Origin of the sequence: Xanthomonas nasturtii, from assembly GCF_001660815.1 — a bacterium.
GTDB lineage: Bacteria > Pseudomonadota > Gammaproteobacteria > Xanthomonadales > Xanthomonadaceae > Xanthomonas > Xanthomonas nasturtii.
Window position 1 is genome coordinate 12,216 of record NZ_LYMI01000027.1, and the last position, 25,091, is coordinate 37,306.

Genomic DNA, 25,091 nt, shown 5'->3' on the forward strand with positions numbered 1-25,091 from the left:
CCACCAGCTTGCAATCACCCAACAATCCGCAACGGCGACGCTACTCCGCAACCCGACCCTCAATGCATCAACACGATCTCTTCGGACGAGGTGGGGTGAATCGCCACGGTCTCGTCGAAGTCGTGTTTGGTCGCGCCCATCTTCACCGCCACCGCAAAACCTTGCAGCATTTCCTCGGCGCTCTCGCCCAGCAGATGCACGCCGACCACGCGTTCCTCTTCGCCTACGCACACCAGCTTGAATAGGCTGCGCTGCGGCGCGTCGGCCAGTGCGTGCAGCATCGGGCGAAAATTGCTGCGATACACGCGCACCGCGCCGTTGTAACGTGCGCGCGCCTGTTCTTCGGTCAGCCCGACCTGGCCAAGCGGCGGATGCGAAAACACCACGCTGGGGACGCCGTCGTAGTCCATGCGCGCATCGGGCTGGTTGCCGAACAGCCGGTCCATCAGCTTGCGCCCGGCCGCAATCGCCACCGGCGTCAGCCCGACCTTGCCGCCCACATCGCCGATCGCATGAATATTCGGCACGTTGGTGGTCTGGCCGTCGTCCACCACCACCTCACCCTTGTCGCCAAGCGCAACACCCACCGTCTCCAGGCCCAGACCGGCGGTATTGGCGCGGCGTCCCACCGCCAGGAACACCTTGTCGAAGACGTCGTTGCCCTGCTCGCCCGGATGTTTCGGATGACCATGCACGCGCAGGGCACCATGCGCATCGCGCTCCAGCGCCGTGGTGGTGAAACCGAAATGCAGCCGCACCCCCAGATGCCGCAGGTTGTCGGCCAGCTGCAGCGTGAGCTCGGCATCGAAGCGCTCCAGCAAACGCTCGCCCTGCACGAACAGATGGACGCGGCTACCCAAGGCCTGCAACAGCCCGGCGATTTCTACCGCGATATAGCCGCCGCCGATAATCGCAACCTGCGCAGGCGCATGACAGAGATTGAAGAAATCGTCGGAGACTTCACCATGTTCGGCGCCATCCACATCCGGGCGCAGCGGGTACGCACCGGTGGCGATCACGATGTGCTCGGCGGTCACCGGCACGCCGTCGCCACCCATGATGGTGTGACGGTCCTGCAACACGCCGCGCTGCGGGATCAGCACCACCCCGTCTTCATTGAGACGGCGCCGATAACTGGCGTGGATGTTGGCGATGTATCCCTGCCGATGCGTGACCAGTTCCTGCCAGGCCAGCGTCGGGCGCGGCACATCGAATCCCAGTGCACCTGCCAACTCGATCTTGCCGGCCAGATCGGCCGCCAGCCACATCGCCTTCTTCGGCACGCAGCCCAGATTGACGCAGGTGCCGCCCAATTCGTTGGGCTCCATGATCGCCACCCGCGCGCCATGTTTTGCCGCGCGAAATCCGGCGGCCAGGCCGCCGGAGCCGCCGCCCAGAATCACCACGTCGTAGTCGTAACGCGCACTCATGCGAAACGCTCCGCCCGGTAAGGATGCGGGTCCAGCGCAGGTGCGCGGCCCGTGATCAGGTCGGCCATCAATTGTCCGCTTGCTGTGCTCATGCTGATGCCGAGCATGCCATGCCCGGCCGCGAGCCAGACGTGAGGATGCCCAGGCACTGCACCCAACACCGGCACGTCGTCCCAGGTCATCGGCCGCCATCCGTACCAGCGTTCGATCACCGCAGGGCCGCGCGGCGCATGCAGGTAGTCGGCCGCTGCACGTTCCAGTGCGGCCAGGCGCGTGGCGTTGAGCTGCGTATCGCGCCCGGAAAATTCCATCGTGCTGCCGATCCGCAGGCGATCGCGCCACGGCACCACGAACACCCAGCGATCCTTCAGTACCACCGGGCGGCGCGGCATCAGCGCCGGCGCACTGTAGGTGATCGAATAGCCTTTGCCAGCCTGCACCGGCAAGCGCAGACCGAGTTGCCCCGCCAGTATTGGCGACCATGGCCCGGTTGCGATGACCACCTCGCGCGCAGCGTGCTTGCCATGCTCGGTCTGCACGCAGCTGCCAACGCCATCGGGCACGATTGCCTGCACACGGCAGTGCGCATCGATCACCACACCGCGCGCGCGCAGCACCCTCGCCAGCTCGGCGGTGTAACGCTCCGGGCGCAGATGCGCATCGCCGGGGAAGTGGATCGCGCCGGCAATGCCATCGCGAAATGCGGGGTCCTGGCGCACATAGTCCGCACCATCGATCAGCTCGGCCTGGATGCCCCATTGCGACAACAGCGCACATTCGTCGCGGTACTGCGCAAAGCGGCGCGCATCGCCGAACACGTAATCCAGCCCGTCGGTGCGAAACTCGCAGTCCAGCGCATACCGCGCAACCCAGTCATCGAAGCGCTGCCGCGCATCGTGCAACAACGCCGCGCGCGCCTGCGCACTGGATTGCCAATCGCGTGCATTGCAACGCCGTGCGAAGCGCAGCAGCCAGTGCCATAACCCGGGGTCCAGACGTGGCGGGATATACAACGGCGCATCCGGGGTGAGCATCCATTTCATTGCCTGCGCAATCATGCCGGGCGCCGCCAGCGGCGGTGCATGGCTCGGCGTGATGGTGCCGCAGTTGCCGTACGAGGTTGCCGCACCGGGCGCACCGGCATCGAGCACACGTACCTGCCGGCCCGCCTCGACAAGGGCCAGTGCGGTGGCCAGGCCAATCGCGCCCGCACCGATCACCACCACATCATCGCGGGCACCACGCATGCTGGCGCTACCCCGTGCGTGCCGTGCCGCGCCACATCGGCGGCAGCTGCAGGTAGGTCAGGCTGCGCCACAACCATTCCATCGGCCCGAAGCGGAACCAGCGCAGCCAGCAATGGCTCAGCAGTATCTGCAGCACGAACAACGCCAGCGCCAACGGCAATTGCCACACACGCGGCAGCTGTTCGAAATAGCCCAGCCCGTAGCCGGAGAAGATCGCGGTGCACACCAGCGATTGCAGCAGGTAGTTGCTCAACGCCATCCGCCCCGCCGGCGCCAGCCACGCCAGACGCGGTGCCAGGCGCACCACCCACGCGGCATAGCCCAGGCTCATCAACGGCCCGGCAATCAGCGACAGTGCGAACGCGCCGGACAGGCGCAGGTCCAGCCGCGCCGGATCGATCCACGGCTCCAATGCATAACTTGCCAGCATCACCCCCAGCCCGAGCGGCAACAGGCCATAGCGCAGCGTTGCAAACAGGCGCGGGAAGCGCTCGGGCGCGGCGATCGCGCCGCTGCGTACGAACCAGCTGCCGAGCAGGAACATGCCGAGCATGGCCGGGCCGTTGATGCTCAGGCCGGTCATCGCCTCCTGAAAGTCGTGCCAGCGCTGCAGCGTCGCTTGCAGATAGGTGCCGCTTCCGAATGCGACGCGCTGCGCTTGCACAGTCGCCAGCGCCTGCTGCGAAGCGTCGGCCATGGCGGCCTTCCACTGCAGCGCGGCCGCTGGATCGGCCTGCGCAATCTCGCCTGCCACGCCATACAACAGGATCAGCCCAGGGGCGCACAGGTATACCAATGCAGCCAACCACGGCAACGTCACTGTCGGCACGCTGCGCGCGCTCAGCAGCAGTAATGCCAGTAGCGCATAGGTCACCAGAATATCGCCGGACCACACCAGCAATGCGTGGGCGAGGCCGATCGCCAGCAGCCCAAGGGTGCGACGCAGATACTGGCCGAAAAACGCGCACCCAGCCTGCGCTGCGCGCTGCGCCATCATCGCAAAACCCATCCCGAACAACAGCGAAAACAGCGTATAGAACTTGCCTTGCACGAAGACGTAGACCAGCGCATCGGCAAGCCGGTCGGCACCATGCCAGTGCGGCTCGACGCCGGTCATGGCCAGATCGAGCGGCCCGACGAAGGCTTCCATGTTCATCAACAGGATGCCCAGCAGCGCAAAACCGCGCAGGACGTCCAGCACGACGATGCGCTCGGCCGCAGCAATGGGGAACAGCACGTCGCGGGATGTCATCACGGCTCGGCAATCAAGTGCGGCGGCGCGCGCCGCAGAATGCAAACGGCCCGCCGATGAGGCAGGCCGTCAGGAATCGCAATCACGCAAGATGGGTGGCGAGCTGGAGCGACAGACAGGAATCCACCACCGGCGCATGCCACATCGCCGTGCCCGTGTAACGGCAGGCACCGATTGCGCACGCGCGCCATGTCGATCTACTGCTGCGCCACCGCGTTCCTGCACGACCTCAGTGGTGATGACCGCCGTCGCCATGCACATGGCCGTGGTCGCGCTCTTCCGCGGTGGCTTCGCGCACGTCGATGATTTCCACGTCGAAATGCAGATCCTTGCCGGCCATCGGGTGATTGAGGTCCACATCGACCACGCTCATGCCGACCTTCTGCACCGTCACTGCGCGCGGGCCGAAATTGGTCTGCAACACGACCTGGGTGCCCGGCACCAGCTTGGTGGCGCCGAAATGCTTCTTGGGCACGCGCTGGCTCAGGCCTTCGCGGTATTCGCCGTAGGCTTCGGTGGCATTGACGTCCACGCCGAAGCTCTCGCCGGCTTCCTTGTCCATCATGGCCGCTTCCAGGCCCGGGATGATGTTGCCGTGGCCGATCATGATCGCCAACGGGTCACGCTCCTTGGAGCTCTCGATCGGCTCCTGGCCGATCTCCGAAACGGTGTAGTGGAAGCGGACGACGCTGTCTTTTTCGATCTTCATGCCTGGCTCTGAATGGGCTGCCCGGTGGCAGACGGTGGAGGACGGCTTGTCGGCCGCCGGGTGCGCCGCCATCATGGCGACCTTTCGAACCGCCCATTATCCCGGCTCCATGCATATCACGCCAGTTTTCGCCGCCCGCGCCCGGCGCGCCGCGGCCAGCTCGTTGCTGGGCCTGCTGCTGTTGGGCGGTTGTTCGTCGCCACAGCCGGTCCGGCGCCAGCCTGCGCCGCCGCCTACAGCGCGCGCGTGGCCGCAGGTACCGCCCGCCGACCCGGCCGCTGCCAACAACATCCTGATGCGCGCACTGGGGCTGGTGGGCACGCCATACCGATTCGGCGGCAATACGCCGGAGACCGGCTTCGACTGCAGCGGGCTGGTCGCCTATGTCTACAAGGACGTGCTGGCACTGGCGCTGCCGCGTACCTCGCGCGAGCTGGCCGCAATCCAGGGCCCACCGATCCCGCCGGAGCGACTTGCCACCGGAGATCTGGTGTTTTTCGGCTCCGGCGGCAGCGTGACCCACGTCGGTATTTATGTCGGTGAAGGACGCTTCGTCCATGCCCCCACCACCGGCGGTACAGTCCGCCTGGATTTCCTCGACGGCGCCTACTGGCGTGACCATTATTCAGGTTCAAAGCGTGTTTTGCACTGATTTGTGACGCACGTCACAAGTCATAAAACGGAAAGTTAACTTTTTTTGAACGTAACGATTCGTTCACCAAGGCATCATCCCGCATCGACAGCAGAATTGTGATTCCCGCGTGACGAACGACGAACAGATCAACACTGGCGCCGCACCGCTTCCGCCCCGGAAACCGCTCCGCCTGCTATGCGCCACCGCTCTTTGGCTTGCAGCACTTCCGGCATTGGCGCAAACCGCCAACAGCACCCCACCCGCTCCGCAGACGACCACGCCAGACAACGCCGTCGCCGCCGAGAAAGCCGCAACCCGCAGCCGCGCCGACGCCGCTGCCACCGCAACACTGGCCGCCCTGCTTCCGCACCTGGCCGCCAACGACGCCATTCCCCTGATGGACCGCTCGGCGATGTTCGCCGGAGACCTCAGCCGTCTGCTTGCCAACTACGACGTCTCGCAGAGCGCGGCCAATGCCGCCCAGAACGCCGTGGCCGACAGCCGCGTGCAGGTGATCCTGCAGCGCGCCATGGCCCTGCTCGGCACCCCGTACGTGTGGGGCGGCGAGTCCACCGAAGGCTTCGACTGCAGCGGCCTGGTCGGCTATGTGTTCAAGACCGCGCTCGGTATCGACCTGCCGCGCGTCTCGCGCGACATCGCCCGCGACGAATCGGCCGAACTGATCAAGGACCCGACTGCGCTGAAGGCGGGCGACCTGGTGTTCTTCGGCAAGCGTGGCCGCATCGATCATGTCGGTCTGGTGGTCGGTGACGGCAAGTTCCTGCATGCGCCCAGCCGTGGCAAGGACGTGCGCGTGGATTCGCTGGCCAGCGGCTACTGGAGCGAGAAGTTCATCCAGGCGCGTCGGGTGCTCTGACCTGCTCTGCGCCAGCTGCGCTGATATTAGCGCTCCGGGTGCCCACCTGGATGCCAGGCAAGCAAAGGCACTTCGATTGCCACCTGCGTCGATCGCATGACAACAAAAGCCGCGGCGATCCCGCGGTTTTTGTCGTTTTGGGGCGTGAAGCAGTTCTGAAACAAATGCACGCAAGCCTGGAAGCCCCTTTCGCTCGGGGTGAGGAGTTGGGGTGAGGGTATGGCGGCACGGATGGCGCAGCTGGCATCACAGCTTCATAGGACGCCAGCGCAGTCACATGCAGCGCCACATGTCGTGCGCCCCGCTCCCGAAATAAGTCGCGTGGCGCCCACGCACCTTCATCCACTGCCTGTGGGCACGGCGTGCCTGTTCGCGGTGTGGAGGCATCGCGCCTGCTCTTCGGCACACAGTGCCGAGAGGCCAACGGCCCGCAGCTACCGCGACCTATCGGCCTGATAATGGGCCATGGTGTCCTCGATGCCCTTGCTCAATTCCATCACCTTGAGCGCGTATTCGGCCAGGCGCTGATCTTCCGGGGTGTCGGGGCGCCAGGACGGCACTTCCACCGGGCTCACGCCGTCGGGATCCATCGCCACGAACACGATGATGCAATGCGTGCACAGCCGCGAGTCGCCGCCCATCGGGCTGCGCGCCCGCACATCGATGGCGAAATGCATGCTGCTGCGGCCGGTGTAGACCAGCTTGGCCGACACCGCCACCAGATCGCCGATCCGCACCGGCGCCACGAAGCGGATGCCGCCCACTGCCACGGTGACGCAGTAATGCCCGCTCCAACCGCTGGCTGCGGCGAAGCCGACCTGGTCGATCCACTTCATCACCACACCGCCATGCACCTTGCCGCCGAAGTTGACGTCGCTGGGCTCGGCCAGAAACCGAAATGTCAGATCACGCTGTTGGCCAATCACCGCCCGCCCTCGTCAATGGATGAGCTGGAAGTGTGCCATGTGGGTGGGAGACTCGGCGTACCTGCAACGCGATCGCCACACCGGGCGACATGGAGCGCGCAACACACATCGGCACGCGTCAGCGCACTGTCCATGAACCAGACTCGGGATATTTCGACCTTATCGCGCCAGCCGGAAAAGCGGCATCGCCGAATAACCTGAGTCACGTTGCTCCGCGTTTTCAGACAACCTCGACACGCACCCTCAACCGCCACTCACTCCAAGGTTGTCCCGCTTGCGCAGACACAGCCACGGGAAATGCGGCTGCGGCAGCCGGAGCATCTTGCGCGCACGCGCACTCCAGCGGCGCGGGTCGAACAACCACTGCACCGCAAAGCGGTCGAAGGTGGCGTAGGTGTGCTGGTGGTAGTGTGCGGCCAGCTCCGGAACGCCCAACTCGGTGAAATAGCGCAGGCTGCGCGCTGCACTTTCCTGGCCGCGTTGCGGCGTGGCGTAGAGCGGGCTGTCGAGAATATGCAGCTCGCCATCCTCGCGCAGATGGGCAAGCAGGCGTTCGATCAATGCGGCGGGGTCGGCAAAATATTGCACGCAGGCCGGCAACACGATGACGTCGAATACGTCGCGAGGCAGCGCGACGGTGTGGATGTCGGCAGCGACGAAACTCAAACGCTCCTCGTGGCCGAACACACGCGCGGCCTGAGTGAGTTCGGTGCGATTGACGTCGATGCCGCAGACATCGCGCTGCAGCGACTGCGCCAGCAACTGCGACAGCCAACCATTGCCGCAACCGAGTTCGAGCATGGCGCCCGCACCCGCGCGCGCCTGCAGATGCCGCACCAGCAAACCGCTGGACAGCGCGCGTACGCGCCATTCCAGCGTGGCGCCCAATTTGCCGCTCGGACGCGGCAGGCTGCGCACCTGCGCATCGCTGTAAAGCCGGCCTTCCTTGCGCCGGATTTCCAGGTAGTGCTGCGCGAAGGGGTCGTCAGCCAGGCCGCGCTGCACGAATACGCCATCGACACTTTCCAGCTCGGGCAGCTGCTGCAGCCGTTCGCGCAGCATGGGAAATCCGGCACGCATCGGCACCTCAGCGCAGCGGCTTGGCACTGTCGGCAGGCGGATCTTCCAGCCCGACATTGCTCGACGCCGCGTCGTAGATGCGCTTGTCGAGCAAGCCGGTTTCCTTGGCCACCAGCACCGGCACCAGCATCTGCCCGGTCACGTTGGTCATGGTGCGCATCATGTCCAGGATGCGGTCGATGGCATACAGGTAGCCGATCACTTCCAGCGGCAGGTTCGCCGCGCTCAGCACCATCGTGGCCATGATCACCGCCGTGCCCGGCACGCCGGCGGTGCCGAAGCTGCCGAGTACCGAGGCGATCAGCACCACGAAATACTGGTTGGCGGTCAGCGGCACGCCGGTGTATTGCGCAATGAACACCGCGCACAAGGCGGGGAAGATCGCGCCGCAGCCGTCCATCTTGATGCTGGCGCCCAGCGGCACCGCGAATGCGGCGTAGTCCTTGCTGACGCCCAGGTTGTGGGTGATCGAACGCATCGCCACCGGCATTGCCGCAAAGCTCGATGAACTCACGAACGCCACCTGCATGCCGGGCGCCGCGCCGCGGAAGAACTTCCACGGGTTGAGCCCATGCGCAAGCAACAGACCGCTGTAGACCACCAGGATATGGATCGCGCAGGCCACGTAGAGCGCCAGCACGAAATTGCCGAACGGCAGCAGCTTCGCAAAGCCATAGCTGCCGACCAGGCTGGCGATCAGGCCGAAGGTGCCGAGCGGGGTCATCTCCAGCACGAAGCGGGTGACCTGGATCATGATCTCGCTCAGTTGCCCGGTGAGCTTGCGCGCCTCGGCCACCCGCTCGCCGAGCTTGACCATGGCAAAGCCCAGCAGCGCCGCGAAGAAGATCACCGGCAGGATCGAGCCACGCCCCGCCGCCAGCACGGTTTCGCCAGCCGCATTGGTCTTGGTGCCGATGCCGGTCAACGCGTAGAACGGATTGGACGGGACGACATCCAGCAGCACCTTGATCGGGCTGGGCACATCGCGCGGCGTCCAGGCCGAATCCACGCTCAAGCTGAAATGGCCGGCGCCCGGCTGCATGATCGTGCCCACCGCCAGGCCCACGCCCACCGCCAATGCCGCGGTGATGACGAACCACAAGAACGTGCGCCCGCCGAGTGCGGCGACCGACTTTTGCCCGTGCAACGACGAGATCGCATTGATCACCGCGAAAAACACCAGCGGAATCGCAATCATCTTGATCAGGGTGACGTACAGATCGCCAAGTGGGCCGAACCACACATCGGCCGCCGGGCCCATTGCCGCACCGGCCAGCGCGCCCAGCACGAAGCCGGCCACCACGCGTTGCCAGAACGGAATGCGCAACCAGGCCGCAACCAGTTTCATGTCGTCGAATCATCCGGGGGGAGAGTGCATGCACCATAGCCCAGGCCCGCGCTGCCCGCGAGACCACCACTGGAACAGCGCTGTGTCATCGGTGTGACACCAGCCATCGCGGCATAATGGGCGCCGATTCAGCCACGAGTTCGATGCCGATGCGTTACCGCCTGCCTGCCCTCGCCGCCCTGACCACGCTGTGCGTCGCCGCCTGTGCCTCCACTGCCGGAAGCAGCGCCTCTGCCCCCGCGGCGGTCAAGGTCGACGTGCCGCCAGTGACCCATCCGGCCGGCGAGACCCCACAGTGGTGGTACCGCTCCGGCGCGGCGCGGGCGGCCGGCAACGGCGCCATGGCGGGCAAGGCGCGCAACGTGATCCTGTTCCTGGGCGATGGCATGAGCCTGACCACGGTCGCCGCTGCGCGCATCCTGGATGGCCAGCGCAAGGGCGGGCCCGGTGAAGAAAACCTGTTGTCGTGGGAGCAGTTCCCGGCCACCGCCTTCAGCAAGACCTACAACACCGATTCGCAGACGCCGGATTCGGCCGGCACCATGACCGCGATCACCACCGGTGTGAAGTCGCACATGGGTGCGATCGGGGTCAGCAGCGGCAATCGCAGCGACTGCGCCGACAGCTTGAACAAGGGCCTGTTGAGCTGGTTGCAACTGGCCGACAGCGCCGGCATGGCCACCGGCATCGTCACCACCACGCGCCTGACCCATGCCACGCCCGCGGCAACATATGCGCATTCGCCAGACCGCAACTGGGAAAACGACACCGACCTGCCCGAGTCCGCACGCACCGCCGGCTGCCAGGACATCGCCCAGCAATTGCTGTCCACAGCCCGCTACGGACGCGGCCCTCAAGTCGTGCTGGGGGGAGGACGCAGCCAGTTCCAGACCGTGCAGGAGCGCGACCCGGAATACGACGACAAGGTGGGTCTGCGCCTGGACGGCCGCGATCTTTTGGCCGAGTGGAAGCAGGCGCACCCGCAGGGCGCCTATGTGTGGAACGAGCAGCAACTGAAAGCGGCAGCCGGCGCACCCGCGTTGCTGGGGCTGTTCGAACCGGACCACATGCAGTTCGACCACGACCGCAACCGCACCCCGCAGGGCGAGCCCAGCCTGACCGAGATGACCCGCACCGCGATCCAGTCGCTGTCGCGCGACCCGAACGGGTTCGTGCTGATGGTCGAAGGCGGCCGGATCGACCACGCCAATCACGCCGGCAACGCCTACCGCGCGCTCGATGAAACCGTGTCGCTGTCCGATGCGGTGCGCGCTGCCGTGCAGACCGCGCCGCCGGACACGCTGATCATCGTCACCGCCGACCATTCGCACACGCTCAACTTCGTCGGCTACCCGGTGCGCGGCAACCCGATTCTGGGCAAGGTGCGCGGCACCGGCGGCGAAGAAGGCGACCGCAGCCAGTTGGCCACCGATCTGGCCGGCCAGCCCTATACCACGCTCAGCTACGCCAATGGCCCCGGCTATACCGGCGCCAGCAACGCGCAGCCGGCCGGCTCGAAGAAATACCCGCACGAACCCAGCAGCAGCCAGCCGGCCGCCGGCCGCCCGGACCTGACCCACGTCGACACCGAAGCGCCCAGCTACATGCAGGAATCGCTGGTGCCGACCAAGTCAGAAAGCCATGGCGGCGAAGATGTCGGTATCTGGGCCACCGGCCCGGGCAGCGCGGCGTTCCGCGGCACGCTGGAAGAGAACGTGATCTACCACGTCATCGTCCAGGCCACCCCGCGCCTGCGCGAGCGCCTGTGCAAGGCCGGCACCTGCGATACCGCCGGCGTGCCGGTGGACCTGCCCAAGCCGACCACGTTCGAGGCTGCGGCCAGGCGCTGATGCGTGGGCTGCTGCGCGGCGATGGCAGGCAGATGACGCGCCCGCAGGCAACGCGCCGGGCCGGTGACCGCTTGGCAGCCACGCAGCACGTGCAACGCCGGCCCACCGGGCACGCAGCATTCGCCGCCGGATCGCGCTGGTGCTGACCGCCACCCCGCTGCAGCTGCCCGCCACCCCGCCCGGCCCGGTGCTGCTGGCTTACAGCGGCGGAATGGACTCCAGCGTGTTGCTGCATCTGATCGCGGCCATGCCGCGTTATCGGCAGGCAGGATTGCGCGCGCTGCATGTGCATCACGGGCTGCATGCCGATGCCGACGCCTGGGCCGCACACTGCCAACGCAGCTGCGAAGCGCTGCAGGTGCCGCTGCAGATCGTGCAGGTGCGGGTTGCACGCGACAGCGGCCTTGGCCTGGAAGCGGCGGCACGCAATGCGCGCCACGCCGCTTTCGCGCAGGCACTTGGCAGTGGCGAGTGGCTGGCGCTGGCCCACCATCGCGACGATCAGGCCGAGACCTTTCTGCTGCGTGCACTGCGCGCCGCCGGCCCGGACGGGCTGGCGGCGATGCGCCCGCAACGGCCGTTCGCCAACGGCACGCTGTGGCGCCCGTTGCTGGCGCACGCCCGCGCCGAGTTGCTCGCCTACGCGCATGCGCAGGGATTGCGCTGGATCGAAGACCCCAGCAACGCCGATCCGCGCCACGACCGCAATTTCCTGCGCACCCAGGTGCTGCCGTTGCTGCAGCAGCGTTGGCCGCAGGCAGCCGACGCGCTGTCGCGCAGCGCGCAACTGAGTGCCGACGCCAGCGCACTGCTCCTGCAGGACGATCTGGCGCTGTTGCCGGGCATGCGGATAGCGAGCGGCGCGCTGGATCTGCAACGGCTGCGCGCGCAGCCGGCCGCACGCAGGTCGCGCCTGCTGCGCGCCTGGGTGAGCGCCTCGCATGCGCCACCGCTGCCGGCCCAGGGCGTTGCCGCACTGGAACGCGAAATCGACAACACCGCCGCAGACCGGCAGGCCTGCTTTGCGTGGCAGCAGGTGGAAATCCGTCGTTGGCGCCAATGCCTGTTTCTGCATCGCCCGGTTGCGGCCTGGCCGCCACACTGGCAAGCGCAGTGGGATGGCGCGGCGCCGCTTCACTTACCCGACGGTGCGCAGCTGCAGTTGCGCGGCGCGCCCGGCCTGCGCTTTGCGCAACCGATGACGGTGCGTGCGCGCCAGGGCGGCGAGCGCATCGTGTTGCCGCAGCGCGCGCATTCGCATCAACTCAAACACCTGCTGCAGGCGCTGGACCTACCACCGTGGCACCGCGAGCGCCTGCCGATCCTGTGGGACGAGGCGCATGTCCTGGCAGCTGGCGATCGCATCCTCTCCGCGGCCCTGAGCGAGTGGTTGCAGGCCAACGCCGCCACACTGCAATGGCACGCCGATGCCGATGCGAATTGACCCGCCTGCGTGCGCGCCGCACACTTTAGCGATGGCCAAGAAGTCCTTGAACGAAACATCCCCGGTTGCCCGCTTCGAACAGTCGCTGGAAGAACTCGAGCAACTGGTGCAGAAAATGGAAGTTGGCGACCTGAGCCTGGAGCAGTCGCTCACGGCCTACGAGCGCGGCATAGGCTTGTACCGCGATTGCCAGCAGGCGCTGGAACAGGCCGAACTGCGCGTGCGCCTGTTGACCGACCCCGCCCGCCCCGAGCTTGCCGAAGCCTTCGAACCGCCGACGCTGGACGGCTGAGGTGAGTTCGGCGCTGTTCGAACACTGGATCGCCCGCAACGAACGCAGCCTGGAGGCCAGCTTGCCGAGCGCTACGCTTGCGCCGCAGCGTCTGCATGCGGCGATGCGCCACGCAGTGCTGGGCGGTGGCAAGCGCATACGCCCGCTGCTGGTCTACGCAAGCGGCGCACTGTTCGGTGCCGCTGAAGATCAGCTGGACACCCCTGCGGTGGCGGTGGAATTGATTCACGCCTATTCGCTGGTGCACGACGACTTGCCGGCGATGGACGACGACGCACTGCGGCGCGGTCAGCCCACCGTGCATATCGCCTTCGACGAAGCCACTGCGATTCTGGCCGGCGATGCCTTGCAGACGCGCGCCTTCGAGTTGCTGGCTGCGGCACCGGTCGGCGCAGAGCTGCGCGTCGGCTGGATGCAGAGCCTGGCGATCGCTGCGGGCGCGGCCGGCATGTGCGGTGGCCAGGCACTGGATATCGATGCGACCGGGCAACTGCAATCGCTGCAGGATCTTCAACGCATGCATGCGCTCAAGACCGGCGCGCTGATCCGCGCGGCGGTGCGGATGGGTGCATTGACCGGCGGCGCTGCGGTTGCCGACCAGCAACGCCTGGACACGTTTGCCGATGCGCTGGGCCTGGCCTTCCAGGTCCGCGACGACATCCTGGATGTGGAATCGAGCTCGGCGCAGCTGGGCAAGACTGCCGGCAAGGACGCGGCGCAATCCAAATCCACCTACCCCGCCCTGCTCGGGATGGATGGCGCCAAATCGAAATTGGCCGAACTGGCCACGCGCATGCACGACATCCTGCAGCCCTACGGCCAACCCGGCCAGACACTGGCCACCCTGGGCCGGTTCGCAGTGGACCGCGCGCACTAGACACGGTTGGCAACGCCACAGCGCGCCGCAGTGAGCGGGTGCGGCGATGCCCGAATCGATCTCCGACGCAGTCTGCGGCCATGGCGCGCCATTCGCCCATACGGCCACACATCGACCACTGGCGAAAGAAAACCGGACACGCGGGACATGATTTGCGCACTCCGTGCGCCAGCGCACGGTCAACTGCTGCACGCTGGGGCATCAGCTGGAGAGCTTTGTCACAGATTGCAAATTTTCTCGCGCGGGTTTGTGTCAGGCGCTGACACACGCCAGTTGCGCCGTCATGACACGCGCCACACTTTAATGATGAATTATCAACATCGGTGATGTTACGGGCCACGGCATAGGCGCGATACAGACAAAAATATCTGTAATTGAACGACTTGTCGCGCCCGCTCGTCCTGCCTAGGTTTGGGTTGCCCGCATCTGCGGACATCCCCCGACCACATGGAGAGTCACTGGTGAAGAATGTTTTTCTCGCATCGTTTGCAGCAGGCACGCTTGCCGTTGTTGGCGTGCTCGGTTCGGCGCAGGCGCAGTCCGTGCGCGGCCCGGTTCCGTTGACCATCGAACTGTCGCCAGTGGCCGATCAGGCTGGCCGTCATCAAGGCAAGATCGCCGTCACCGTCACCAATAACGGCAGCCAGATCGCACGCGTGCCGACCTACCAGCTGCCGCTGAAGTCGCTGGACAACGGCATTCTGGAAGTGAGCCGCGATGGCACGCCAGTGGACTACACCGGGCGCTTGGTCAAGCGCGGCCTGCCCAAGGCAGCCGACTTCACCATCCTGCAGCCGGGCCAGAGCGTGAAGGGTGAGGTCGATCTGGCCGGCGCCTACGACCTGTCCACCAGCGGCAACTACACCATCCAGGTGCGTTCGACCCTGCAGTACGCCTCGCTGTCCGATGGCAGCCTGATGAAAGCCGCCAACGGCCTGCCGGCGGTGGCCACCAGCACCCCGCTTACCGTCTGGCTGGATGGCGCACGTCGCGGCGTGCAGCGCCAGCTCGCGGTCGGCCCGACCGCCGTGGTGAATGGCATCAACTACCTCAACTGCAGCACCACCCGCACCAATCAGGCCGCCAGTGCGGTCACTGCCGCGCGCAACTACTCGCAGAACTCACGCAATTACCTCAATGCCGGCAGCACCGGGGCGCGTTACACCACCTGGTTCGGCGCTTATAACGCCTCGCGCTACAGCCGGGTCAGCTCCAACTTCGTCAACATCGACAATGCGCTGGACCAGAACAACGGCCAGCTGACGATCAACTGCAGCTGCGAAGCGGATCTGGCGGATGCCTTCGCCTACGTCTATCCGAACCAGCCGTACGAGATCCACGTGTGCAACGCCTTCTGGAGCGCGTCGACCACCGGCACCGATTCCAAGGCCGGCACGCTGGTGCACGAGACCAGCCATTTCACCGTGGTGGCCGGCACCCAGGACCGCGTCTACGGCCAGTCCGGCGCGCGCAGCCTGGCGATCAGCAACCCGGCCCAGGCGATTACCAATGCCGACAGCCACGAGTACTTCGCCGAAAACACTCCGGCGCAGAACTGATCCAGCCATCGTCTGAAACGACAAAGGCCCGGCAGCGATGCCGGGCCTTTGCGTTACGCGGCCAGATTACTTGACCAGGCGCAGCGTGAACGGATAGCGGTAATACTCGCCGTTATTGGCCTTGACCGCGGCCAGGATGCAGAACACCAGGCTACCGATCCATACCAGGGTGGGCAGGAAGGACAGAATGCCGAACGACACCATGGCCAGGATCACCGCCACGATCATGGCCAGGGTCACCGAGATCTGGAAGTTCAACGCTTCCTTGGCCTGATCGGTGGCGAACGGCTTGGACGGGCTGGCGTCCTTGCTGATCAGCCAGATCACCAGCGCGCCGACGAAGTAAGTCACGATGCCCAGCAAATGTGCGGCCAGCGCCAGGGTGCGTTCCTCCGACGGCGTGCTGGTGCCGATCGGCGGTGGCGGCGGTGCGGCGTGGGTGTCGAATTCGCTCATATGTCTCCCCGAACATGATTGTGGTGCGGCGGACTATAACAACGATTCAGCTAGCCACCAGTGTGGGCCGCCATGGTCTCTCACGGCGGCCGGTCCGGTCCGTGCAGTGCGCACCACCCGGACCCGACGTCCCCACCCACTACATGGCAAGACGGACGCCTGCATGATTCATGCGTCACTGCGCCCGAGCGCAGGCGGCGCATTGACCCGGCACACGAACGCCGCGCTCAGCTATCGCCCGCCACGGTCATCCGGTTGACCAGAACCGGGCCGATCTTGACGTGCGACCGAGGATCGACATCGCTGCCCACCGCTTCGATGCCGGCGAACATGTCGCGCAGGTTGCCGGCGATGGTCAGGCCATCCACCGGGTAGGCGATGGCACCGTTCTCGATCCAGAAGCCGCCGGCACCGCGCGAATAATCGCCGGTCACCGGGTTGACGCCGTTGCCCATCAGTTCGGTCACCAGCAGGCCGCGCGACATGCCGGCAATCATCGACGCCAGATCGCCGGCGTTGGCGGTGACCTGCAGGTTGTGCACGCCGCCGGCATTGGCGGTGGTCTGCAAGCCCAGCTTGCGTGCCGAGTAGCTGCCCAGCACATAGCGCTGCAGCACGCCATCGGTGATCAGTGCGGACTGCCGCGTGGCGACGCCTTCGCCATCGAATGCGGCAGAGCGCAGCCCGCGGCGCAGATGCGGCAGTTCTTCGATGGTGAACCAGTCCGGGAACAGCTTGGTGCCGACGCTGTCGAGCAGGAAGCTGGCGCGGCGATACAGCGCGCCGCCGGAGACCGCACCGAGCAGATGACCGACCAGCGAGCGCGCCACTTCCGGGGCGAACAGCACCGGCAACTGGCCGGTGGGCAGCGAGCGCGGCTGCAGACGCGCCAGGGTGCGCTCGGCGGCATGGCGGCCAATGGCCTCCGGCGCTTCGAGGTCTTCGCGCGCCAGGGCGCTGCTGTACCAGCCGTCGCGCTGCATGCCGTCGCCCTGCCCGGCAATCAACGCGCAGCTGATCGAATGATGGGTGCCGCGTTCGCGGCCGATGAAGCCATGCGAGTTGGCGTACACCGACAGGCTGAGCCCGGTGCTGGCCGAGGCGCCGTCGGAATTGCTGATGCGTGCGTCGGCGTCGCGGCCAGCGCTTTCGCAGGCCAGCGCCAGGTCGACTGCGGTGTCGGCGTCCAGCGCCCACGGATGCCAGCTGTCCAGCTCGGGGAACTCGCGCGCCATCAGCTCCGGGTCGGCCAGGCCGGCGGCCACGTCGTCTTCGGTATAGCGGGCGATCGCGCAGGCCTGCGCAACGGTGGATTCCAGGCTGGATTCCTGCAGATCGGCAGTGCTGGCGCTGCCCTTGCGCTTGCCGAAGTAGACCGTGACCGCAATGCCGCGGTCGCGGGTGGATTCGACCGTTTCCACATCGCCGAGCCGCACATTGACGTCCAGGCCGCGCTCTTCGCTGCAGCTCACCTCGGCCTGGGTGGCGCCGGCCGCGCGTGCGCGCTCGAGCAGGCGCTGCGCGATGTCGGTGAGCGCGTCCAGGCGCTGCAGGCTGTCGTCGGTGACACGGATTTCGGAGGAGAGTGCGTTCAATGCTTTATCCTTGGGAACGCGGATCCGTCCGCGAAAGCCCGGCCAACCGTGGCCGGAGTGTTTGATGTGGATGCGGATCCGTCCGCGAACGCTCGGCCGTTCCTGGCCGCAGTGTCTGAATTGAGTGCGGAGTATTCCGCCGGCGTCCGGCCGTTCAAGGCCGGAGATGTTCTATCAACCAAGTTTCGGGATGTAGTGGCAATGCGCGGACGCGATGAACAGACCGGTGAATTTCGCGGCGCCAGCCGTAGCCAGCAGCGGCGCGAGGCGCTGGAAATTTTCGACCTGGGCGAAAAGCTGGTGGCGCTGACCCCGGCGCAGCTGGCCAAGTTGCCGGTGCCCGAGTCGCTGATCCCGCATATCGAAGAGAGCAAGCGCATCACCTCGCATATCGCGCACAAGCGGCAGCTGGCGTTTCTGGCCAAGCACATGCGCCGCGAGGACGATGAAACCCTGGCAGCGATCCGCGATGCGCTGGATGCCAACAGCGACACCGCGCGCCGCGAAGTGGCGGCGATCCATCGGGTCGAACGCTGGCGCGAGCGCCTGCTCGCCGAAGGCGACGTCGCACTGGCCGAACTGCTGGAAGCCTACCCGGCCGCCGACCGCCAGCAACTGCGTCAGCTGGTGCGCAACGCGATCCACGAACGCGCCAAGAACAAGCCCCCGCGGGCCTACCGCGAACTGTTCCAGGTGCTGCGCGACCTGTCTCACGAGCAGGGATTGGAGAGTGGGGATTCGGGATTGGACGACGACCAGGACCTGGAAGACGACGAATAGCACCTGGCGGCCGCCAATCGCCGAGCCGCTCAACCAGCGCCTCCGCCGCTGCCAACCGCGGCAGCATGCGTCCACCATCAGCAACCCGGGTAGGCGACACCTGAGCGCCGAGGATGCTGCGCGCCTCTACCGCCGCGCTTCCCAATGCTCTGATCCCGCATCGCGGCTTCAAGACCGACGCAGCGCAGGGCACGGCCACATGGCGCCCCGCTCCTGCCGTTGCGAATCCCCAATCCCGATTCCCGAATCCCCGCATCTCAGGCCTGCGTTCCGCCAACCGTGATGCCGTCGATCAACAGCGACGGCTGGCCGACGCCGACCGGCACGCTTTGCCCATCCTTGCCGCACACGCCCACGCCTTCGTCCAGTGCAAGATCATTTCCGATCATGCGCACCTTCTGCATGGTCTCCGGGCCGTTGCCGATCAACGTGGCGCCCTTGACCGGTGCGGTGACCTTGCCGTCTTCGATCAGGTAGGCCTCGGTGGCCGAGAACACGTACTTGCCGCTGGTGATGTCGACCTGGCCGCCGCCGAAGTTCACCGCGTAGATGCCCTTCTTGACCGAGCGGATCATCTCTTCCGGGTCGTGCTGGCCGGCGCGCATGTAGGTGTTGGTCATGCGCGGCATGGTCAGGTGCGCGAACGATTCGCGGCGGCCGTTGCCGGTGGGCGCCACGCCCATCAGACGCGCGTTGTGGGTGTCCTGCATGTAGCCGACCAGTACGCCGTCTTCGATCAGCGTGGTGCATTGGGTCGGGGTGCCTTCGTCGTCGATGTTGAGCGAGCCGCGCCGGCCGTCCAGGGTGCCGTCATCGACGATGGTCACGCCCGGCGAGGCCACGCGCTCGCCCATGCGCCCGGCGTAGACGCTGGTGCCCTTGCGATTGAAGTCGCCTTCCAGACCGTGGCCGACCGCTTCGTGCAGCAGCACGCCCGGCCAACCGGGACCGAGCACCACCGGCATCACGCCGGCCGGCGCAGGAATCGCGTCCAGGTTGACCAGCGCCTGGCGCAGCGCTTCGCGCGCGAAATCTTCCGGGCGCCCATCGGCGAATAGCTCGGCGTAGCCGTAGCGCCCGCCGCCGCCGGAATAGCCGGATTCGCGACGCCCGCCCTGTTCGACGATCACCTGCACGTTCATGCGCACCAGCGGACGCACATCGGCTGCCAGCACACCATCGCTGCGGGCGATCAACACCGTGTCCACACCACCGGACAGGCTCACCATCACCTGCTTGACGCGCGGGTCGGCAGCGCGCAGGTACTGGTCGATGCGGCGCAGCAGGTCCACCTTGGTGGCGCTGTCCATGTCGTCGATGGGATCGGTGGCCGGGTACAGCGCGCGGCCGTTGCCGCGCACCAGCGAACGGGTGGATTGCGCCCCGCCCTCACGCGAGATCGCGCGCGCGGACTGCGCGGCTTCCAGCAGCGCATCGCGATGGATGTCGTCGGAATACGCAAAGCCGGTTTTCTCGCCGGCGATCGCGCGCACGCCCACGCCCTGTTCGATGGAATGCGCACCGTCCTTGACGATGCCGTCTTCCACGCTCCAGCTCTCGCGCCGCGAATGCTGGAAATACAGATCGCCGAAGTCGATGCCCGGGCCCAACAGGGCGCCGAAGGTGCGGTCGAGATGGCCGGCGTCCAGGCCGGAAGGAAGCAGCAGCCGGGTTTCGGCCAGAGTGAGAGCGTTATCGGTCATGTGGTCAGGATGGGGCCCGCGCGCCGGGGAGACAAGTCGTTCGGCTGAACATGCGGCGCCGCTATCACTGCCGCCAGCTCTTATCGATCGCCCGCGCATGAAGTTCATCGCCCACGTTCTGGATGGCCACACGCTGGACATCCGCCCCGCCCCGCATGAGCGCGCGTGGATGGACGCCACCGACCAGCGCTACGCCTACCGTTGCCTGCCGCTGGCGATCGCCAATGCGCATGGTTCAGAGCTGCTGTGCCAGTCCGGGTTCGACGCCAGCTGGGACGGCGGCGACGCGCTGGCGGCGATCACCATCAACGCTGATCCAGACACGGTTGCACCGGCGATCAGCCACTTCGGTCAGGGCGTGCTGACCTTCCACGTGCCCTGCCTGTTCCGCACCGACACCGGCATCGATCTGTTCGTCACCGGGCCCTTGAACCGGCCCAAGGATGGCATCGGCGCGCTGAGCGGGCTGGTGGAAACCGACTGGCCCCGCACACCTTCACCATGAACTGGCGCTTCACCCGGCCCGGGCGGGTGCGCTTCGAGGCAGGCGAGCCGTTCTGTCATCTGTTCCCGCTGCAACGGCAGTTGATCGAACAGGTGCAGCCGCAGTGGAAGCCGCTTTCCGAAACGCCGCAGCTGGCGCAGCAACATGCCGACTGGACGCACAGCCGTACGCGTTTTCTGGATGCACTGCCGGATGCGCGTTCGGCGGCGGCGCGTGAAAAATGGCAACGCGGCTACTTTCTGGGCGTACCCGCGCCTGGGCAGCCGCCGACGCATGGGCACCGCTCGCGGCTGCGCTTGCCGATGTTTACGCGCGCCGACAGCGACAGCCCGGCCGAATGAATGCCGCAATGCGTCGGCATGCACGGCGTGCCAGCTGCCGCGTGTGCCGCATTCGATCAATTCAAGGGTTGAGAGCCCAATAAGCACCGACGCTCGCTAACGCGCACGCAATCCGGTGCGTCAGCGTGGCGACCGACCGGGCGGGCGTGGCGTGCCTGGCATTGCGGTTGGTGCGGCCGGTTTGCTCGGCGCACGCTCGCGCGCTTCGCGCTCCACCACGTCCACCTGCGGGTCTTTCCACGGCCCGGTGACGTGATAGGTCTTGGCTCCGATCGCACCCAGCGGTTTGCCCAGCACCGCATTGGCCGCCGCACCCACCGCCGCGCCGACCGGGCCGCCGGCCACCGCACCGACCACGGTCAGCAGGTTGCCGGCCTTCGGGTTCACGTCCACGGTCTGGTCGAAGGTCTGCGCGCGCAGGTCGGTCTGGCCGCGGATGGCGATGTCCGCAGCCGGGCCTTCGATGCGGATGGCGTCGGTCCGTGCGAAGCCCTCGCCGAAGCGCACTTCGCCGGCCAGCTTGTTGAAGGCCAAACCCTTGGAGAAGAAATCGCGGAAGTCGAACATCAGCCGGCGCGGCAGCTGCGCCACGCTGAGCAGGCCGAGCACGCGCCCGGCGCCCGGGTCCACTTCCAGCAACTGGCCGTTGCGTACGTCCACGCGCAGGTTGCCGTCCAGCGAGCCGAGCGCGAAGCCGGTCGGCGAGCCCTGCCAGCCGGCATTGAGTTCCAGCTGGCCTTCGCCGCCGCGCAGCTGGCCGCCCAGGGTGAGGTTCTGCAGCAGATTGCCCAGGTTGCGGCTGTCCACGCGCGCCGACAGACGCGTGCTGGCCGCAGCGCCCTTGCCGCGCCAGGCGCCGGTCAGGCCGATGTTCTGGTCGTTGGAGCGCAGCTGCAGCTGGTCCACCTGCATGCCATCGGTGAGTCGGCTGCTGCGCAGGGTGGCCGCGCCGAGAGTCATCTTGCCGACCTGCAGATCGTCGATATCCAGCGCCAGCGGCGGGATCGAGACCGGGTCGAATTCGGCCACCGCGCGGCGTGCAGGTTCCGGCAAGGCGCCGGCCAGCGGGTCGCCGGGCTCGGGCGCAACCGGCTCGGCAGGCGCTGCCACCGGCTGCCAATGCACCGTCTTCAGCGTGCCCTGCACCGTTGCACCGTCGGCCGTGGGAACAATGAGCTGGCCGGCCAGCGAGGGGCCATCCAGCGTCACCGCCACCGCATCGCGGGTGGGGCGCAGGCGCAGGCGCGTCTGCGGGAATACGCCACCGATCATCAGTAGCCGGTCCGCCTGCACGTCCACCTGCTGCAGCGGCACCGCGTCTTTCTTGGGAATGGCCGGCTGGCCGGGCAGCGGCGGCATGTCCGCATCGCTGCTGCTGCGCGCCAGGCTGATCCAGTCGATCGCATCCAGCGAGGCGGTGCGGCCGGTGACCACCAGCCCGTTGGCCGGCGGCCGTTCGGTCACCGTGTCGGTGCCCATCACCACGCGCACGCCGGTCCGCTCGCCGTGGCTGCTGGCCTTGAGCGCCACCAGCTTGCCGAAGGCCACATCGATATCGCCATCGCCCACCGGCAGCGCGACCTTGACCTGGGTGTCCAGCGGTTGGGGGGCGGCCTTGTCCAGCGGTGCGGGCAGATCCAGCGTGGTGCCGACCAGGTCCGAGCGCAGCGTCAGCATCGCATTCGCACCGGTCTGCCCTGGCGGCGGCAGCGGCACATCCACACCCACCTGCCAGGGCGCGCTGCCGTGCACGTACGGGCGCAGCCATTCCATCTGCGGTGCGCGGTCGAACAGTTCCTTGGCATCCAGGGTGGCGCCAAGCCGCGCCTCGAAGGCTTGCCTGGGGTCGTGCACGAAGCCGCCTGCACGCAACGACAGCTCGCCGCTGCGGCCCTGGTGCTGCACGCTCAACTGCTCGGCGGCGAAGCCGGTGTCGCGGTACTCGGCCTGCCCACTGACCTGGTCGAAGGCCAGATTCCAGCGCGCGTCGGCCAGCTGGGCGCCCTGCAAGGCCACCGTGCCTTGCAGATGGCCGCCCACACCCTTGGTACGCAACGGACGCAGCAGATCGAAGCTCACCGCAGCCGGCCCGGACACGGTGAGGTTGCGCAAGGTGTCGCCATAGCGCCGCTCCAGCGGACTCTTGCGCAACGTGCCGAGCAGCTGCGCCGCATCGGCCTGGGTGGAAGCGCGCACATAGAGCTCGGAGGTGGCGAAGCTGGCAATGCCGGCGTCCAGGCTCGCGATCGGCGTGCCGGCAAGATCGCCTTTACCCTGCAGCGAAAAACCGTTGCCGATGAAGCGTAAATCGGCTTGCACCTGCTCCATTGCCGGCCAGTCAGGGCTGAAGCGGATCACGCCATCGCGGATCTGCCCGAATGCTTCGAAGCGCCCGTCGTTGGTGTCGAACGGCCACTCGTCCAGATCGCCACTGATCAGGCCGGTGCCGCCGGTGACGGTGCCGCCGGCCACCGCCATGTCCAGCCAATCGATGGCGGCCTTGCTCAACTTGGAGCGGATCCAGAACTTGCGTGCCACCGGCAGCGCCACATCGTCCAGCTGCGCGGCCAGCTGCATACGCGGGCGGCTGCCATCGTTCTGGAACCACAGCCCGCCGCGCACGTTGGCGCCGTATTCCTTGGCCTGCACGCGAAGCGCCGCGGTGGCGACCTGCCAGCCAGTGCCTTCGCGCCAGCCGACGATCTTGCCGGCCAACTGGATCTCATGCACCACGCCGAAACCGGTCGGCCAATCGAAGCGCAGCGTGGCGTCGGGCGCGGTGTCCAGTTCCACGCCCTGCGCATCGCCATCGATGTTGCCGCGCAGGCCGCTGATGCCCGGCGAATTGCCCACCGGCAGAAACCCCAACTCTTCGATCCGGGCCTGCGCCCGTAATGCACCGCCCTGCTCGCCGGCGATCTGCAGGTCGGCCACGCGCAGCTGCGGTTTGGACAGGCTCAGCCAGCGCCGCACGCCGGGCGACAACCGTTCGCTCAACGCGGCCGCAGCGATCAGGCCCGAGACGTCCACCTGTTTGCCCACCACCGCATAGTGGCGCCCACCGGCAATGCTCAGCCCGTCCAGGTGCTGCAGTGTTGCCGCCTGGCCCAAGCGCAGCAGCGGCGCGTCCACCCGCCAGCCACCTTCGATGGTCTGCCAGCGCGCGCGCGCCTGCAGTCGTTCCCAGGTCAGCGTGCGGCGCGCGGTTTCGTCCGGCAGCGCGGCCCCGGATAGGCGCAGTTGCTGCAGGTCGGCATCCACGGTCACCGCGGCGATCCGGCGTGCGCGCAGTTGCGCCCAGGCCTGCAGCCGCCCGCCACCGCCATCCACGCGCATATCGCCGAACTGCAGCAGCGACGCCCATGCGGACAAGTCGGCGGGGTCGGCCTGCGCGTAGACGTTGCCGTCGCCACTGTCGCGGTCGAATTCCAGCACCGCCGTCAGCGGCGCACGCTTCAGATCGATCCAGCTGCGGCTACCCACCTTCATCGTGGAGCCGTTCACGCGCAGACGCAGATCGATGCGCGGCAGCCTGGTCTCCAGGCCGATCGACGGCGCCACCACCTGCAAGCGCGCGTCGGCCAACTGGATCTCGCCCAGGCGGCGCAGTGCCTCCAGCGGGTCGGAATGTCTGGCACTGGGCAGGCCCTGCACCGACCACACCCCGTCGTCGCTGCGCCGCAAGGTCAGCGCCAAACCACGCAGGCGTACTTCGGTCAGCGAATGGCCTGGCAACAGCCCGGCATACATCGCCAGCAACACCTCGGCCTGACCGATGCGCACCTCTCCTTGCGGGCCGATGCGCAAGCCATCCAGCCGCAACAGCGGACCACGCCGGGTCCATTCGGTCTGCAGCCGATCGAACGCGATCTGCTGACCGGCGCGCTGGCTCAGCCACTGCGCGATCTGCTGCGGGTGTTCTTCGGCCAACGGCAGCGCCTGGCTGGCCGCGCCCACCAATAACGCGAGCGCCACCAGCGCAAGCGCGCTGGCAGTGATCGCATAGCGGCGAAACAGACGCAGACGGCGGCGCAGCGGGGTGGGCATCAGGAGCGGGGATTAGGCATTGGAGATTCGGGATTCGTCGCAGCAAGACCGCATGCGGTCACTTCAAGCGCCATGTCGGCAAGCCACGCTACCAGAGGCGGCTTTGACCAATCCCGAATCCCGATTCCCCAATCCCGGC

19 protein-coding genes and 1 pseudogene are annotated in these 25,091 nt (G+C 66.9%); 9 read left to right on the forward strand and 11 right to left on the reverse strand.

Going from position 1 to position 25,091, the window contains the following annotated elements:
* Positions 1 to 59: 59 nt before the first annotated feature.
* The 4 genes from gorA to A7D16_RS11395 all read right to left on the reverse strand — a co-directional run bounded on the left by gorA (position 60) and on the right by A7D16_RS11395 (position 4,638).
* Positions 60 to 1,430 carry a glutathione-disulfide reductase gene (gene gorA / locus A7D16_RS11380; RefSeq protein WP_064632745.1) on the reverse strand — a complete coding sequence of 457 codons (1,371 nt, stop codon included), beginning with the start codon at positions 1,428 to 1,430 and terminating at the stop codon, positions 60 to 62.
* Positions 1,427 to 2,677 carry an NAD(P)/FAD-dependent oxidoreductase gene (locus A7D16_RS11385; RefSeq protein WP_064632747.1) on the reverse strand — a complete coding sequence of 417 codons (1,251 nt, stop codon included), beginning with the start codon at positions 2,675 to 2,677 and terminating at the stop codon, positions 1,427 to 1,429. The genes gorA and A7D16_RS11385 overlap by 4 nt, the downstream gene beginning before the upstream one ends.
* Before the next feature lie 7 nt (positions 2,678 to 2,684).
* Complete coding sequence (locus A7D16_RS11390) at positions 2,685 to 3,929, reverse strand: DUF418 domain-containing protein (protein ID WP_064632749.1); 1,245 nt, start codon at positions 3,927 to 3,929, stop codon at positions 2,685 to 2,687.
* 229 nt (positions 3,930 to 4,158) lie between these two features.
* Positions 4,159 to 4,638 carry an FKBP-type peptidyl-prolyl cis-trans isomerase gene (locus A7D16_RS11395; protein WP_064632751.1) on the reverse strand — a complete coding sequence of 160 codons (480 nt, stop codon included), beginning with the start codon at positions 4,636 to 4,638 and terminating at the stop codon, positions 4,159 to 4,161.
* A gap of 109 nt (positions 4,639 to 4,747) precedes the next feature.
* On the opposite strand from A7D16_RS11395, the gene A7D16_RS11400 reads away from it, so the two are divergent.
* Together A7D16_RS11400 and A7D16_RS11405 are read left to right on the forward strand one after the other, a co-directional pair.
* The gene (locus A7D16_RS11400; protein ID WP_064632826.1) at positions 4,748 to 5,290 is read left to right on the forward strand and encodes a C40 family peptidase; all 543 of its coding nucleotides are present in this window, start codon (positions 4,748 to 4,750) and stop codon (positions 5,288 to 5,290) included.
* 109 nt (positions 5,291 to 5,399) lie between these two features.
* The gene (locus tag A7D16_RS11405) at positions 5,400 to 6,149 is read left to right on the forward strand and encodes a C40 family peptidase (protein WP_064632753.1); all 750 of its coding nucleotides are present in this window, start codon (positions 5,400 to 5,402) and stop codon (positions 6,147 to 6,149) included.
* A gap of 434 nt (positions 6,150 to 6,583) precedes the next feature.
* Here the strand turns inward: A7D16_RS11405 and A7D16_RS11410 are convergent, their stop codons facing one another.
* From A7D16_RS11410 to A7D16_RS11420, 3 genes are all read right to left on the reverse strand, one after another.
* Positions 6,584 to 7,075 carry an acyl-CoA thioesterase gene (locus A7D16_RS11410; RefSeq protein ID WP_064632756.1) on the reverse strand — a complete coding sequence of 164 codons (492 nt, stop codon included), beginning with the start codon at positions 7,073 to 7,075 and terminating at the stop codon, positions 6,584 to 6,586.
* 243 nt (positions 7,076 to 7,318) lie between these two features.
* A complete protein-coding gene (locus A7D16_RS11415) occupies positions 7,319 to 8,155 on the reverse strand; it encodes a class I SAM-dependent methyltransferase (protein ID WP_064632828.1) in 837 nt (278 codons plus the stop codon).
* 7 nt (positions 8,156 to 8,162) lie between these two features.
* Positions 8,163 to 9,503, reverse strand: coding sequence for a dicarboxylate/amino acid:cation symporter (locus tag A7D16_RS11420; protein ID WP_064632758.1), 1,341 nt, complete (start codon positions 9,501 to 9,503; stop codon positions 8,163 to 8,165).
* A 143-nt stretch (positions 9,504 to 9,646) separates the two neighbouring features.
* Here A7D16_RS11420 and A7D16_RS11425 point away from each other — a divergent pair, with 143 nt between their 5' ends.
* From A7D16_RS11425 to A7D16_RS11445, 5 genes are all read left to right on the forward strand, one after another.
* The gene (locus tag A7D16_RS11425; protein WP_064632760.1) at positions 9,647 to 11,353 is read left to right on the forward strand and encodes an alkaline phosphatase; all 1,707 of its coding nucleotides are present in this window, start codon (positions 9,647 to 9,649) and stop codon (positions 11,351 to 11,353) included.
* Between the two features lie 139 nt (positions 11,354 to 11,492).
* Positions 11,493 to 12,797, forward strand: coding sequence for a tRNA lysidine(34) synthetase TilS (tilS, locus tag A7D16_RS11430; RefSeq protein WP_064632763.1), 1,305 nt, complete (start codon positions 11,493 to 11,495; stop codon positions 12,795 to 12,797).
* 31 nt (positions 12,798 to 12,828) lie between these two features.
* Positions 12,829 to 13,089 (forward strand): exodeoxyribonuclease VII small subunit, encoded by a 261-nt coding sequence (locus A7D16_RS11435; protein WP_064632765.1) that lies wholly within the window; start codon positions 12,829 to 12,831, stop codon positions 13,087 to 13,089.
* 1 nt (position 13,090) lies between these two features.
* Positions 13,091 to 13,966 carry a polyprenyl synthetase family protein gene (locus A7D16_RS11440; protein WP_064632767.1) on the forward strand — a complete coding sequence of 292 codons (876 nt, stop codon included), beginning with the start codon at positions 13,091 to 13,093 and terminating at the stop codon, positions 13,964 to 13,966.
* Positions 13,967 to 14,427: 461 nt separating this feature from the next.
* Positions 14,428 to 15,525, forward strand: coding sequence for a M35 family metallo-endopeptidase (locus tag A7D16_RS11445; protein ID WP_064632770.1), 1,098 nt, complete (start codon positions 14,428 to 14,430; stop codon positions 15,523 to 15,525).
* Positions 15,526 to 15,591: 66 nt separating this feature from the next.
* On the opposite strand, the gene A7D16_RS11450 is transcribed toward A7D16_RS11445, so the two are convergent.
* On the reverse strand, positions 15,592 to 15,981 hold the full coding sequence (locus A7D16_RS11450) for a DUF4870 domain-containing protein (RefSeq protein WP_064632772.1): 390 nt from the start codon (positions 15,979 to 15,981) through the stop codon (positions 15,592 to 15,594).
* Between the two features lie 227 nt (positions 15,982 to 16,208).
* On the reverse strand, positions 16,209 to 17,576 hold the full coding sequence (pmbA, locus tag A7D16_RS11455; RefSeq protein ID WP_064632774.1) for a metalloprotease PmbA: 1,368 nt from the start codon (positions 17,574 to 17,576) through the stop codon (positions 16,209 to 16,211).
* A gap of 201 nt (positions 17,577 to 17,777) precedes the next feature.
* On the opposite strand from pmbA, the gene yjgA reads away from it, so the two are divergent.
* The gene (gene yjgA / locus A7D16_RS11460) at positions 17,778 to 18,356 is read left to right on the forward strand and encodes a ribosome biogenesis factor YjgA (RefSeq protein WP_064632776.1); all 579 of its coding nucleotides are present in this window, start codon (positions 17,778 to 17,780) and stop codon (positions 18,354 to 18,356) included.
* 257 nt (positions 18,357 to 18,613) lie between these two features.
* Here yjgA and tldD read toward each other — a convergent pair whose 3' ends face one another.
* On the reverse strand, positions 18,614 to 20,059 hold the full coding sequence (tldD, locus tag A7D16_RS11465) for a metalloprotease TldD (RefSeq protein WP_064632779.1): 1,446 nt from the start codon (positions 20,057 to 20,059) through the stop codon (positions 18,614 to 18,616).
* 97 nt (positions 20,060 to 20,156) lie between these two features.
* Between tldD and A7D16_RS11470 the strand changes: the two are divergent.
* Positions 20,157 to 20,905 (forward strand): annotated as a pseudogene (locus tag A7D16_RS11470) (DUF6065 family protein).
* A 120-nt stretch (positions 20,906 to 21,025) separates the two neighbouring features.
* Here A7D16_RS11470 and A7D16_RS11475 read toward each other — a convergent pair.
* Complete coding sequence (locus A7D16_RS11475) at positions 21,026 to 24,952, reverse strand: YhdP family protein (RefSeq protein ID WP_064632781.1); 3,927 nt, start codon at positions 24,950 to 24,952, stop codon at positions 21,026 to 21,028.
* Positions 24,953 to 25,091: the final 139 nt, after the last annotated feature.

Excerpts from the sequence above, each read along its gene's own strand:
- gorA (WP_064632745.1), bottom strand. The coding sequence starts at position 1,430 with ATGAGTGCGCGTTACGACTACGACGTGGTGATTCTGGGCGGCGGCTCC.
- A7D16_RS11385 (WP_064632747.1), bottom strand. The coding sequence starts at position 2,677 with ATGCGTGGTGCCCGCGATGATGTGGTGGTGATCGGTGCGGGCGCGATT.
- A7D16_RS11390 (WP_064632749.1), bottom strand. The coding sequence starts at position 3,929 with ATGACATCCCGCGACGTGCTGTTCCCCATTGCTGCGGCCGAGCGCATC.
- A7D16_RS11395 (WP_064632751.1), bottom strand. The coding sequence starts at position 4,638 with ATGAAGATCGAAAAAGACAGCGTCGTCCGCTTCCACTACACCGTTTCG.
- A7D16_RS11400 (WP_064632826.1), top strand. The coding sequence starts at position 4,748 with ATGCATATCACGCCAGTTTTCGCCGCCCGCGCCCGGCGCGCCGCGGCC.
- A7D16_RS11415 (WP_064632828.1), bottom strand. The coding sequence starts at position 8,155 with ATGCGTGCCGGATTTCCCATGCTGCGCGAACGGCTGCAGCAGCTGCCC.
- A7D16_RS11420 (WP_064632758.1), bottom strand. The coding sequence starts at position 9,503 with ATGAAACTGGTTGCGGCCTGGTTGCGCATTCCGTTCTGGCAACGCGTG.
- A7D16_RS11425 (WP_064632760.1), top strand. The coding sequence starts at position 9,647 with ATGCCGATGCGTTACCGCCTGCCTGCCCTCGCCGCCCTGACCACGCTG.
- A7D16_RS11435 (WP_064632765.1), top strand. The coding sequence starts at position 12,829 with ATGGCCAAGAAGTCCTTGAACGAAACATCCCCGGTTGCCCGCTTCGAA.
- A7D16_RS11450 (WP_064632772.1), bottom strand. The coding sequence starts at position 15,981 with ATGAGCGAATTCGACACCCACGCCGCACCGCCGCCACCGCCGATCGGC.
- yjgA (WP_064632776.1), top strand. The coding sequence starts at position 17,778 with ATGCGCGGACGCGATGAACAGACCGGTGAATTTCGCGGCGCCAGCCGT.
- tldD (WP_064632779.1), bottom strand. The coding sequence starts at position 20,059 with ATGACCGATAACGCTCTCACTCTGGCCGAAACCCGGCTGCTGCTTCCT.
- A7D16_RS11475 (WP_064632781.1), bottom strand. The coding sequence starts at position 24,952 with ATGCCCACCCCGCTGCGCCGCCGTCTGCGTCTGTTTCGCCGCTATGCG.